Below are 12,713 nucleotides of genomic sequence, written 5' to 3' on the forward strand. Positions count from 1 at the left end.
CGTAATCAGGCATTGGAGAAATCGAAGGCGAGGGAAAAAGGATCTGAGATAAAATACTAACAGGGAACCATCAGACCTGAGAGATCGTCCATAAAGGCCATAAATTACAGAGTGAAATATTGAGGCCGAAAACCACATTTCTTATCAGGAAACGCGCTTCTCGGCCTACGACAGCATCAAGACTCTGCGTACATCGCATCAATTTCCAACTGATAACGCTGGTTGATGATCTTTCTACGCAGTTTGAGCGTTGGCGTCAGTTCCCCTTCCGCCATCGAAAACGGCACAGGCAGTAGCGTGAATTTCTTCACCTGCTCAACGCGGGAAAGCTCCTTCTGCATCTCCCGCAGGCGCTGTTCGAACAGCTCAATAATATGGCTGTGACGCAGCAACTCCAGACGATCGTGATACTTCAGGTTGATAGAGTGAGCGTATTCTTCCAGCGCCTCGAAGCAGGGAACAATCAGCGCAGACACGTACTTACGCGTGTCAGCAATAATCGCAACCTGCTCGATGAAGCGATCCTGCCCCAGCGTGCCTTCCAGATGCTGCGGTGCGATATATTTACCACCCGAGGTTTTCATCAGATCTTTCAACCGCTCGGTAATAAACAGGTTACCGTTAGCATCCAGTTCACCCGCATCGCCAGTTTTCAGCCAGCCGTCTTCAGTAAAGGTCTCTGCGGTTTCCTGCGGACGATGGAAATACCCCCGCATGATGGTTGCGCCACGTACCTGAATCTCTTTTTCCTCGCCAATGCGGACCTCAATGCCCGGCAGCGGCGTACCAATAGAGCCTAAGCGGAAGCGGCCTTCTTCCCAGCAGGAAACCGTCGCACAGGTTTCAGTCATACCGTAGCCATAGATGATGCGAATCCCGATCGACCGGAAAAACAGAATGATGTTGTCATCCAGTCGCGCGCCCGCTGCTGGCATAAAGCGAATCTCGCCCCCTAGCAGTTGGCGCAGTTTCCCTAACACCAGTCGGTCTGCATAGCGGTGCATCACGCGGCGGAACAGACCGCCCTTCTTCGCTGCCTGGCTTGCCAGAAAAGCATGTTGCCCCTGCGCAATGGCCCAGTTAAATAGGCGCTGACGATACCACGGGGCCTGCGCCACTTTTTCATGGATCGCGCTGTAAACTTTCTCATAAAAACGCGGCACGGCGCACATCACGGTAGGCTTCACCGCCAGCATCGCTGCACGCACCAGATTCGTATCGCTGAGATACACGTTCTGCGCGCCACGGTGCATAATGACAAAACTCCATGCGCGCTCAAAAACGTGAGAAAGCGGCAAGAAACAGAGCGATACGTCATTTTCTGACATATCCAGACGATCGTCGTGCAGCTTAAGCTGCATCGCCATGTTGGTGTAATCCAGCATGACGCCTTTCGGTTCACCCGTCGTACCAGAGGTATAAATCAGCGTAAACAGATCGTTGAGATCGCGGCTGTCGATACGCGTTTGCCATTCATCACGCCAGAAATCGTCTACCGCCTGCGCTTCAAACTCATGCAGGGATTGCGCGATGTCACTACCACGCAGGTTAACGCCCTCATCCATCACGATGATGTTTCGCAGTTGCGGACACATGTCGCGCAGCGCCAACAGCGCATCCAACTGTTCCTGACCGCCAACGAATATCGTACGGATGTCCGCATCATTGATAATGAATGCCGCTTGCGCCGCCGTATTCGTGGCATAGATTGGCACAGTGATCGCCCGCAGATGCAGCAGCGCCAGATCGGCCAGCGACCAGTTCATTGAATTATGAGAGAAAATCGCAACCCGTTCCTGCACATCCAGCCCCAGCGCTAAGAGCGCGCTGGCAATGCGCTGAATACGCTGCCCGGCCTGTGTCCAGGTGAGCTGCTGTTCGCCCGCAGGCTTCCACTCGCGCAACGTAATACGACCTGCGCAGTGATTGATTTGATCTTGGACCCGGTGCACCACATGGTATGGCTGTAAATGATTATTCATCTGTAAAAGAATTTCTAAGGGGGAAGAATTTGACAGCATTTCAGCGTACAGCTGTACATTATTTGGCGTGCAGTCTACCGCCATTGTTCAAAACCGCAACGATCTTTCGTTCATTCGGCGCAGGCTATCGCTGGTTTACTTGACGCATGTCACACCAATCAAAAGTTGACATAACCCTGATAATCGCGTACCAATAAAGGAACACCGAATTTTAGATGACGAGACACCATGTTCAACTTTACTGTCCTACTAGGCCTACTACTAAACGCATCCTTCTTGCGCGGTAGGTTTGTGGGCAGAGTTCAGAACTAAGTTTCTCGCCACACGATACAAAAACCCGCGCCGATGCGCGGGTTTTTTTTTACTCGCCGAGCGCTAAGTACAAGTAGACACGACAAGGAACTAAACCGATGAGCGAGCAAGTCATTATTTTTGATACCACATTACGCGATGGTGAGCAGGCTTTACAGGCGAGTCTGAGTGTAAAAGAAAAGCTGCAAATTGCCTTTGCCCTGGAGCGTATGGGCGTTGATGTCATGGAGGTCGGCTTCCCAGTGTCCTCTCCCGGCGACTTTGAATCCGTTCAGACGATTGCCCGCAACATCAAAAATAGCCGTGTGTGTGGCCTGACCCGCTGTGTTGAAAAAGACATCGATGTCGCCGCTGAAGCCCTGCGTGTCGCAGAAGCTTTCCGTATCCACACCTTCATCGCTACGTCGCCGATGCATATCGCCACCAAGCTGCGCAGCACGCTGGACGAAGTGATCGAACGCGCCATTTACATGATCAAACGCGCGCGTAACTACACAGACGACGTTGAATTTTCCTGCGAAGATGCGGGCCGTACGCCAATCCCAGACCTGTGTCGCGTGGTTGAAGCCGCCATCAACGCCGGTGCTCGCACCATCAATATCCCAGACACCGTTGGCTACACCATGCCGCATGAATTCGGCAATATCATCGCGTCTTTGTACCAACACGTTCCCAACATCGATAAAGCCATCATTTCTGTTCACACTCACGACGATCTGGGCTTGGCCGTCGGCAACGCCATGGCCGCGGTGTATGCAGGCGCTCGTCAGGTAGAAGGCACATTGAACGGTATCGGCGAGCGTGCGGGTAACTGTTCACTGGAAGAAGTCATCATGGCGATCAAAACCCGCCATAACATCCTGAATGTACACACCAACATCAATCATCAGGAAATCTACCGTACCAGCCAACTGGTCAGCCAGATTTGCAATATGCCCATCCCTGCCAACAAAGCGGTTGTGGGTGCCAACGCCTTCGCTCACTCCTCTGGTATTCACCAGGATGGCGTGCTGAAGAACCGTGAAAACTACGAAATCATGACGCCGGAATCCATCGGCCTGAAAGAAGTCCAGTTGAACCTGACTTCCCGTTCTGGTCGCGCGGCGGTGAAACACCGCATGGAAGAGATGGGCTATCAGGACAGCGACTACAATCTGGACGATTTGTACTCTGCCTTCCTGAAACTGGCGGATAAGAAAGGTCAGGTTTTTGATTACGACCTGGAAGCGCTGGCCTTTATCAACCGTCAGCAGGAAGAACCTGAGTTCTACCATCTGGATTATTTCAGCGTTCAGTCTGGTTCCAGCGTGATGGCAACCGCCTCTGTCAAACTGATTTGCGGCGAAGAAACCCAGTCAGAAGCCGCGACGGGTAATGGCCCGGTGGATGCCGTCTATCAGGCGATCAACCGCATTACGGGTTATCAGGTTTCGCTGGTTAAATATCAACTGACCGCCAAAGGTCAAGGCCGTGATGCGCTGGGTCAGGTTGATATTGTCGCGGATTATCAAGGGCGTCGTTTCCACGGTGTCGGTCTGGCGACGGATATCGTTGAATCTTCCGCGCAGGCAATGGTAAATGTATTAAACAACATCAAGCGTGCTCAGCAGGTAGAAAAAGAAATTCAACGTCTGCAACAGCACAATAGCCAACAACAAAACGATAGCAAACAACAAAACAGTCAGGAAACAGTGTGATGACAAAGAGCTACCATATCGCCGTTTTACCCGGAGACGGCATTGGCCCAGAAGTAATGGCACAGGCCCATAAAGTACTGGATGCGGTACGTCAGCGTTTTGGCATCCGCATTACCACCAGCGAGTATGACGTTGGCGGTATCGCCATTGACCGTCAGGGCACGCCGCTGCCACAGGCGACCGTCGCGGGCTGTGAGCAGGCCGATGCGATTCTGTTCGGTTCCGTGGGCGGCCCGAAATGGGAACACCTGCCACCGGCAGAACAGCCGGAGCGCGGTGCGTTATTGCCTCTGCGTAAACACTTCAAACTGTTCAGCAACCTGCGTCCTGCTCGTCTGTATCAGGGGCTGGAAGCGTTTTGTCCGCTGCGTAGCGACATCGCCGCCAAAGGCTTTGATATCCTGTGCGTCCGCGAACTGACCGGTGGGATCTACTTCGGCCAGCCTAAAGGGCGTGAAGGTAGCGGTCAGTATGAGCGCGCTTTCGATACTGAGGTTTATCATCGTTTCGAGATTGAGCGTATCGCGCATATCGCCTTTGAATCCGCTCGCAAGCGTCGCAGCATCGTAACCTCCATCGATAAAGCCAACGTACTGCAAAGCTCGATTCTGTGGCGCGAGATCGTCAACGAAGTCGCACAACACTATCCCGATGTGAAGCTGTCTCACCTGTATATCGATAACGCAACGATGCAGTTAATTAAAGATCCGTCTCAGTTTGACGTGATGCTGTGTTCTAACCTGTTCGGCGACATTCTGTCCGACGAATGCGCCATGATTACCGGTTCAATGGGCATGCTGCCTTCTGCCAGCCTGAATGAGCAAGGCTTTGGCCTGTACGAGCCTGCTGGCGGTTCCGCACCCGATATCGCCGGTAAAGACATTGCCAACCCGATTGCGCAGATTCTGTCGCTGGCGCTGCTGCTGCGCTACAGCCTGGGTGCTGACGATGCCGCAGACGCGATCGAAAAAGCGGTCAATACCGCACTGGCTGAAGGCTACCGTACCGCCGATCTGGCAAGCGCCAGCAACGCGATCGGTACCAATGAAATGGGCGACGTGATTGCGCGTTTTGTGGCGCAAGGGGCATAACATGGGTAAGACGTTATATCAAAAATTGTTCGACGCACACGTGGTTCATGAAGCGCCGAACGAAACGCCGCTGCTGTATATCGACAGACATCTGGTACACGAAGTGACGTCCCCACAGGCTTTCGACGGCCTGCGTGCGATGGGCCGTAAGGTTCGTCAACCGGGGAAAACCTTCGCGACCATGGACCACAACGTGTCCACGCAGACCAAAGACATCAACGCCAGTGGCGAGATGGCCCGCATTCAGATGCAGGAATTAATCAAAAACTGTGCGGAATTCGGCGTTCAACTGTATGACCTGAACCACCCGTATCAGGGCATCGTTCACGTTATCGGCCCTGAGCAAGGGATGACGCTGCCGGGTATGACCATCGTCTGCGGTGACTCCCACACGGCAACGCACGGCGCGTTTGGCTCACTGGCCTTCGGTATCGGTACGTCGGAAGTAGAACATGTGCTGGCAACGCAAACCCTGAAGCAGGGTCGCGCCAAGACCATGAAAATTGAAGTCACAGGCGATGCCGCTCATGGCATCACCGCGAAAGACATCGTGCTGGCGATTATCGGTAAAACCGGTAGCGCAGGCGGCACCGGTCATGTCGTTGAATTCTGTGGTAAAGCCATTCGTGCGCTGAGCATGGAAGGTCGTATGACGCTGTGCAACATGGCAATTGAGATGGGAGCAAAGGCGGGTCTGGTTGCGCCGGATGAAACCACGTTCAATTACCTGAAAGGCCGTCAGTTTGCGCCGAAAGACGCCAACTGGGACGCCGCCGTTGCGTACTGGAGCACATTGAAATCGGATGATGACGCGCAGTTCGATACGATCGTCACGCTGGATGCCGCTCAGATCGCGCCACAGGTTACCTGGGGCACCAATCCCGGTCAGGTTATCGCCGTCAATCAGGAAATCCCGAGCCCTGACTCTTTCAGCGATCCGGTAGAACGCGCCTCCGCTGCCAAAGCGCTGGCCTATATGGATCTGCAACCCGGTATTAAACTGACCGACGTGAAGATCGATAAAGTCTTCATTGGTTCCTGCACCAACTCGCGCATTGAAGATTTACGCGCAGCAGCAGAAATCGCCAAAGGGCGCAAAGTTGCCGCTGGCGTTCAGGCTATCGTCGTACCTGGCTCCGGCCCGGTAAAAACCATGGCGGAGCTGGAAGGGCTGGATAAAGTGTTCATTGAGGCGGGATTTGAGTGGCGCTTACCGGGCTGTTCTATGTGTCTGGCAATGAACAATGACCGTCTGAACCCCGGCGAGCGTTGTGCATCAACCAGCAACCGTAACTTTGAAGGCCGTCAGGGTCGCGCTGGCCGCACCCATCTGGTCAGCCCGGCAATGGCTGCGGCTGCCGCAGTGACGGGTCGCTTTGCCGACGTCCGCGAGTTGAATTAAGAGAGAAACCGACATGGCTAAATTTACCCAACACACAGGTCTGGTGGTTCCTCTGGATGCCGCTAACGTCGATACCGATGCCATCATTCCCAAGCAGTTTCTGCAAAAAGTGACGCGTACCGGTTTCGGCCAGCATCTGTTCCACGACTGGCGTTTTCTGGACGATGCGGGCCAACAGCCTAACCCTGAGTTTGTGCTGAACCAGTCGCATTACAAAGGGGCAAGCATTCTGCTGGCGCGGGAAAACTTCGGCTGTGGCTCTTCCCGTGAGCACGCACCGTGGGCACTGACCGATTACGGCTTCAAAGTCGTTATCGCCCCAAGCTTCGCCGATATTTTCTACGGCAACTCGTTTAACAACCAGCTGCTGCCGGTAAAGTTGAGCGATGAGGAAGTGGACGAGCTGTTCAAGCTGGTTGATGGTCAGGAAGGGATTACCTTCACGGTCGATCTGGAAAATCAGGTCGTTCAGGCAGGCAGCAAAAGCTATCCGTTCGAAATCGACAGCTTCCGCCGTCACTGCATGATCAACGGGTTAGACAGCATCGGCCTGACGCTGCAACACGAAGCGTCTATCACCGAGTATGAAAAGAATCAGCCAGCCTTTCTAAACTGATTTGAGAGTACAAATAGCCCTGAAGTCCGCTTCAGGGCTGGCAAAGTCCATAGAGCGGCAGTAACGGATAGATCGTAAAGACGCTGTAAACACATCCCTGTGCGCTCGGATTGCGCCATCCATGGCGCAAACGCTTTACTCTTCTATTCCGTTACTGCCGTTTTCGTTCGGCAAATAGGTTTATCAATAACCAAAGCCCGCACAATGTCTTGCGGGCTTTTCTTTTGGAAGAATGGGCGGATTACAATAGTGCGGCAATCAGATAAAAAGCCAACATACTCAAGAGCACCGCGACCACAATATTTCTGATAAAGAAGGAAATCACAACGCTCACAATAGCGCCGAGGAAGTACGGGTTATCTGGAAATCCGCGAATAACGCCGTGCTCCATCAGAATAATCGGCCCACAAATCGCGGTGAGTAAACAAGGTGCCGAATACTTTAATGCACGATGGAGTAAACCCGGGAGTTTTACCGGCACCGCGGGTTCAAGAAAGATATAGCGATTAAAAAACACGATCCCTGCCAGAGCGAATATTAATAACCAGCTCATTTTTCTTCCTTAAGTACAGTCGCGATAAACACAGAGAAAAACATGCCGCCGACACCGGCAATTGCGATCGCACCTTCTATTTTGAAATAGGTCAATAACATCGACAGCAGTAAAGAGAATAGGACACCAGAGAAGGTGCTGATTTTCTTTATCATCGGTACAACGATGGTGATGAATGTCGCAACAATAGAATAATCAAGATGATACTTATCTAAGTCAGGTACGGAAGAGGCCATAACCACACCCATAATGCTAAAGATATTCCAAAAAATATAAAAGGTGAAACCCGCACCGATTAAATAACTGGCACTGACATTATTCTTTCTGTCTTTCTTCTCACTGAGCGCAAACAGCTCATCGGATAATAGATATCCGATAGGAAGTCGTTGTCTTAACTTCAACGTTGAAACATATTCTCGTAGCGTCAGGCCATATATCAGGTGCTGTGCGGTGATAAAAAAGACAGAAATTAATAGTGTCGCGACATTCGCCCCAGACATGAGTAATCCTAGCGAAACTAATTGCGCAGCCCCCGCAAAAATAATTGCGGACATCCCAATACTTTGCCCGACAGATAATCCCGATTGGATAGCCATAGAGCCGGCCAGAATCCCCCAGGGCACCACGGATAAACAGAGCGGCAGCATTTCAACCACGCCAGTCATAAAATGCTTTCGCGGACTCATCGTATTTTTTGATACCGACGATGAAGAGGCTACGGTGTTTTCCATATAACAGTGTACTACCATAAATAAATCGATAGCGGAAAACTAACAAACCGTCTTTTAAGAGTATTGGATAAACTTGCTGTACCCAGAATAGGGGCCGAGTATAACTACAGATTACCTTTAGCAAACTCGCCCGGCGTCAACCCCAGAGAGTTTTTGAAATGGCGATGGAAGTGGCTTTGGTCGGTAAAACCGCACAGCACAGAAACATCGAGGATAGCATTGCCTTTACGCAACAGGGCTTTAGCCTTGCGCAGACGCGCCTGAATCAAGTAGGCGTGGGGCGTAATCCCCACCACCGCTTTAAACTGTCGTAAGAAGTGCCACACACTAAGTTCAGCCAGCGCAGCCAATTCAACGAGAGCAAGTTCTCTTTCGGGGTAGCTGTCCATAAAGGCTTTCGCGTTCAGGATATTTTGGGTCGCAACGGGCAACATCTGTGGCGTCAGGCGCGTCTTGCTATAGCGCATCGTCAGCCAGGTTAATGACGACAATAGCAGCGTTTCTTTCAATAACAGATTGCCCGGCTGAGACAGCATAGTGAACGTCATGAGCAACTGATCCGCCAGTCCTGGATCGTGAACAACGGCGTCGGGAAACCACGGAATGGAGTCCTTTGAGCGTTGAAGATCCTGATTAATCGAGCGAAAAAGATCGGGATGAGGATAAATGGCGCGATAGGCCCATCCCGTTTCTACCTCGGAACTTCCCGTGTGCACGTCGTCCGCATTCACCAGAATAATGTCTCCTTTGGGGGCGACATGCTCGGCACCAGAACGATAAAAACGCTGTGCCCCCTGCTCAATCACGCTAATGCAGTAGGTATCATGCACATGGCGAGGAAAGCGCTGCTGATAGTACTGCGCCTGCAACATATCCAGACCACCTAATGCCTCCAGGTGTCTGAAATGTGTTTGCTCTTGCACTACCGGCTTTTTCTGCACGCGTTAACCCTCTTCTCATTTGTACAAAATTGCTCTGGCAGAAACGACATCGGCGTACTTCTTTATAGCCAGAAACCGCATACCTGTTCCACTGATTCTATCAGAAGCGGGTTCACATCCCCATGCTGGAAAAAACCGCGAAAAAAAGCCAGCGACAAAGCCGCTGGCCATTGATGAGACATTCGCCTTTCTGCCACTCAAGTTACATCAGATGAAACCGGGACACGCCAAGGTTCAGCCGCTCAGCCTGCTGTTCCAGCGATGCCGCAGACGAGGACGCCTCCAGCACCAGCGCCGCATTCTGTTGCGTGACCCGATCCATTTCAGATATCGCTAACGACACCTGATTGATACCACTGCTCTGTTCATCGGAAGCCAGCGCGATTTCATTCATAATGCGGGTAACGTTATTAATTTCAGCCACAATCTCGGCCATCGCTTTACCCGCTTCAGATGCCAGCGTCGTTCCTTCTGTCACTCGAGCTTCGGACTCCTTAATCAGAGCAGCAATTTCCGTTGCGGCGTTAGCCGAACGCTGTGCCAGATTACGGACTTCTCCTGCCACCACCGCAAATCCTTTACCTTGCTCGCCCGCTCTCGCTGCTTCAACCGCCGCATTCAGCGCCAGAATATTGGTCTGGAATGCAATCCCATTAATGAGCGAGATAATCTCAGAAATTTTGTCTGAACTCTTGGCGATATCCGCCATAGAGCCCACCACCTGTTCAACAATGCTGCCACCGTTTACCGCCTTGGCTGAGGTATCCGTCGCCACAACGCTTGCATGGTGCGCATTATCGGTATTTTGCTTCACTGCCGCCGTGAGCTGTTCCATGCTAGCCGCCGTTTCCGCCAGTGCCGCAGCCTGCTGTTCCGTTCGTGCCGACAAATCGGTATTACCGGCGGCGATTTTCGTCGAACTGCTGTGAATAGACTCGGCACTGTCGCGTACCGAGCCAACCGTTTCGGAGAGCGAATCCTGCATTTGCTGGATGTTATTCCCTAAAATACCGATTTCATTTCGCCCGACATCCACACTCGCGCGCGTTAAATCACCGTGCGCGATAGCCTGTATGCGCGACACCCAATACTGCACTGGGTTAATAATGACACGACGAATTAATAAGAACGTCATGCCCGTTAATACGATAGCCAGAATAAAGGCACCCGTCATGAGCGTATAGCCCAGAGTGGAATGCCTTTCAGCCGTCACATTAATATTTTTTGCCATATCAACCCGATAAAGATAAGACGCCTTCAACGGCACATCATACTCATCATCCAGTTTAGACAGGGTCGTCGACTCAAACGCATTGAGTTCTTCAACATTGCCCTTCTTCGCGATGTCAAACATGGGTCTGATACCGCGTTCGACATAATCGCCATAGCGCGCTTTTAATTCATTATCGCGGGCGAATTCCACATCAGAACGCACCGCCCTATTTTGATACCCATCGAACATTTTTTGAGATAACGACAGGCGTTCTTCTGCGGCCTTCATACTCGCATTGTAGTTATCAGTAAGGCCATTGCGTAAATGATTCACTGCATGGAGCAAATTCATACGCGCGGCACGCATATGGTTAGCACTATCAACGAGTTCCATTCGAACATTTAATTCCAGCGTCGAACTATTTAACGACTGTTCAGCCTGCTTAAGAAAATAGGACGATGTGGAAACTGCTAAGGCAAAAAGCAGTAAAACACCAGAAAAAACAATGACGAAAAGAGGCGTCAGTTTCATATTGTGTACGCCGGGAGCAGCGTGCCAAGGTTCCGGTTTTTCGTAAATCGCTATTGACTGATAAGGAACATCGCTCATTTTTACATCCGTCGAGTTATTCAAGAAATTGCTGTGAAGTAAATTGCAGGTAAGCAAGAAAAAAATAAAATACCGCTACATGTTACATAATATTTAAGGATTGTGACAATGTGAGTTAAAACACAAGATAAAAAAGTGGAATATAAAAAATAATTTTATCTATTGAACCGTCATCACAAAAACACCACCGATAATTTTAAAAGAAATCATCGCCAGATAAATAGTTTAAAACAAAAACCATTACACTACGTTAGTGAATGATTTTAGTCATCTTTATTACAGTAAGATTAATGAAAGAATACAAAGTGATAAATGAATGCACTCTGTTTTCCTGAAGATCCCCCTCTCACATTCAACGTTACTGATTGATTTATTATTTCGTCATTCGGAATATAAAAGCATCACGCGACGACACGCTCGGGTTAACGTTCACCTATGCCCTCATGCTTCTGCACTTTGTCGCCCGTCAAAACCGGTGGAATAACCCGTCATCAGCATGCCAGACGCCTGTCTCTGCGGGCATGCTCTCTCTCCTGTCTTGCTCTGCCATTTTCTTTTGCGAAGCCGCACGCAGGCCCATCACGTCATTCAATGGTCAGTGAAATAAGTGGGTATATTGCATTCTCGACAAACGCCAATGTTGACATATGTCAACACGCAAACATATCATGACCCTATATCGCGATGAAAAACACCCAAACAAGCATATTCAGGCAGCCATTGAATACGCATTAGCGCAGGGCTGGCGTTTTTATCCCAGCAACGGATATGCATTTGGCAGGCTTATCTGCGGCGCACCGGACCACCGTACCCATATGATGAGTATTTGGTCCACGCCATCAGTCCCAGAAAATCACGCAAAGCAGATCCGCCACAACGTCGATAGCTGCCTGACTATGTTGAAACAATAGAAGATATATACGGCTTAACGAGGAATTTATGACAACGTATCACTTTTCTCTCACGCTAGCGGGCGTTTCCGCAGATACGGCTGGTCTGGAAGATGCACTTTTTGCCAGCGGCTGCAACGACGCTCTGGTCTGCTTCTATGGCAGCGCCGTCTATCTCGAATTTGATCGAGAAAGCCAGTATTTTTCTACCGCGGTTATCAGTGCAATTCACGATATCGAGTCCGCAAGCATCCAAGCCAGAGTCCACTCTGTCGATGCAGCCTGGGTTGGGCTCAGTGACATCGCGGCCTTATCCTCGCTGTCTCGTCAGGCGATTGCGCTTCTCAAAGACGGAAAACGTGGTGCAGGTGATTTCCCCTCCCCGGTCCAGCGCTTACGCGGTACATCACCGCTGTGGGAATGGAGCGATGTCGCCGATTGGCTAGCCAAACAAAAAAAAATACCACAAGAATTAGCCGATAATGCTCAGGAGCTTGCCACAATTAATCTGGCCTTGCAGATACGCAATGCCCGTCAGCAGGACGAATTAGCACGTTATTGTGCATTGCTCAGCGAAGGTATGCCATTACGTGAACAAATCATCACGTAAACAACGCCGCTGATATCTCCTTACCATGCAAATCATCCGCGACAGCCAAAAAGAGAGATACAGGTA

The 12,713-nt window shown here is 50.9% G+C and carries 11 protein-coding genes; 6 read left to right on the forward strand and 5 right to left on the reverse strand.

The features are described 5' to 3' along the window. Positions 1-176: 176 nt before the first annotated feature. Positions 177-1,982, reverse strand: a complete 1,806-nt coding sequence (locus KKH3_RS16640) for an AMP-dependent synthetase/ligase (protein ID WP_039362554.1) — start codon at positions 1,980-1,982, stop codon at positions 177-179. 410 nt (positions 1,983-2,392) lie between these two features. Between KKH3_RS16640 and leuA the strand changes: the two genes are divergently transcribed. The 4 genes from leuA to leuD are packed head-to-tail and all read left to right on the forward strand — an operon-like array spanning position 2,393 to position 7,100. Further along, a complete protein-coding gene (gene leuA, locus KKH3_RS16645) occupies positions 2,393-3,991 on the forward strand; it encodes a 2-isopropylmalate synthase (protein ID WP_039361594.1) in 1,599 nt (532 codons plus the stop codon). Next, positions 3,991-5,082 (forward strand): 3-isopropylmalate dehydrogenase, encoded by a 1,092-nt coding sequence (gene leuB, locus KKH3_RS16650; protein ID WP_039361596.1) that lies wholly within the window; start codon positions 3,991-3,993, stop codon positions 5,080-5,082. The genes leuA and leuB overlap by 1 nt, the downstream gene beginning before the upstream one ends. A 1-nt stretch (position 5,083) precedes the next feature. Then, positions 5,084-6,484, forward strand: coding sequence for a 3-isopropylmalate dehydratase large subunit (gene leuC / locus KKH3_RS16655; protein ID WP_039361598.1), 1,401 nt, complete (start codon positions 5,084-5,086; stop codon positions 6,482-6,484). Between the two features lie 13 nt (positions 6,485-6,497). Next, positions 6,498-7,100 (forward strand): 3-isopropylmalate dehydratase small subunit, encoded by a 603-nt coding sequence (gene leuD / locus KKH3_RS16660; protein WP_039361600.1) that lies wholly within the window; start codon positions 6,498-6,500, stop codon positions 7,098-7,100. A 241-nt stretch (positions 7,101-7,341) separates the two neighbouring features. Here leuD and KKH3_RS16665 read toward each other — a convergent pair whose 3' ends face one another. From KKH3_RS16665 to KKH3_RS16680, 4 genes are all read right to left on the reverse strand, one after another. Beyond that, entirely contained in the window at positions 7,342-7,653 is a 312-nt protein-coding gene (locus KKH3_RS16665; RefSeq protein ID WP_039361601.1) for an AzlD domain-containing protein, read from the reverse strand. Further along, on the reverse strand, positions 7,650-8,384 hold the full coding sequence (locus tag KKH3_RS16670) for an AzlC family ABC transporter permease (protein WP_052201357.1): 735 nt from the start codon (positions 8,382-8,384) through the stop codon (positions 7,650-7,652). The genes KKH3_RS16665 and KKH3_RS16670 overlap by 4 nt, the downstream gene beginning before the upstream one ends. A gap of 104 nt (positions 8,385-8,488) precedes the next feature. Beyond that, the gene (locus tag KKH3_RS16675) at positions 8,489-9,325 is read right to left on the reverse strand and encodes an AraC family transcriptional regulator (RefSeq protein ID WP_039361603.1); all 837 of its coding nucleotides are present in this window, start codon (positions 9,323-9,325) and stop codon (positions 8,489-8,491) included. 202 nt (positions 9,326-9,527) lie between these two features. After that, positions 9,528-11,147 carry a methyl-accepting chemotaxis protein gene (locus KKH3_RS16680; RefSeq protein ID WP_039361605.1) on the reverse strand — a complete coding sequence of 540 codons (1,620 nt, stop codon included), beginning with the start codon at positions 11,145-11,147 and terminating at the stop codon, positions 9,528-9,530. Positions 11,148-11,794: 647 nt separating this feature from the next. Between KKH3_RS16680 and KKH3_RS16685 the strand changes: the two genes are divergently transcribed. Continuing rightward, on the forward strand, positions 11,795-12,058 hold the full coding sequence (locus tag KKH3_RS16685) for a hypothetical protein (protein WP_234991521.1): 264 nt from the start codon (positions 11,795-11,797) through the stop codon (positions 12,056-12,058). 28 nt (positions 12,059-12,086) lie between these two features. Then, positions 12,087-12,647, forward strand: a complete 561-nt coding sequence (locus KKH3_RS16690) for a helix-turn-helix transcriptional regulator (RefSeq protein ID WP_039361606.1) — start codon at positions 12,087-12,089, stop codon at positions 12,645-12,647. The last annotated feature ends 66 nt before the right edge of the window (positions 12,648-12,713 follow it).

The organism is Pectobacterium actinidiae, assembly GCF_000803315.1.
Classification (GTDB): domain Bacteria; phylum Pseudomonadota; class Gammaproteobacteria; order Enterobacterales; family Enterobacteriaceae; genus Pectobacterium; species Pectobacterium actinidiae.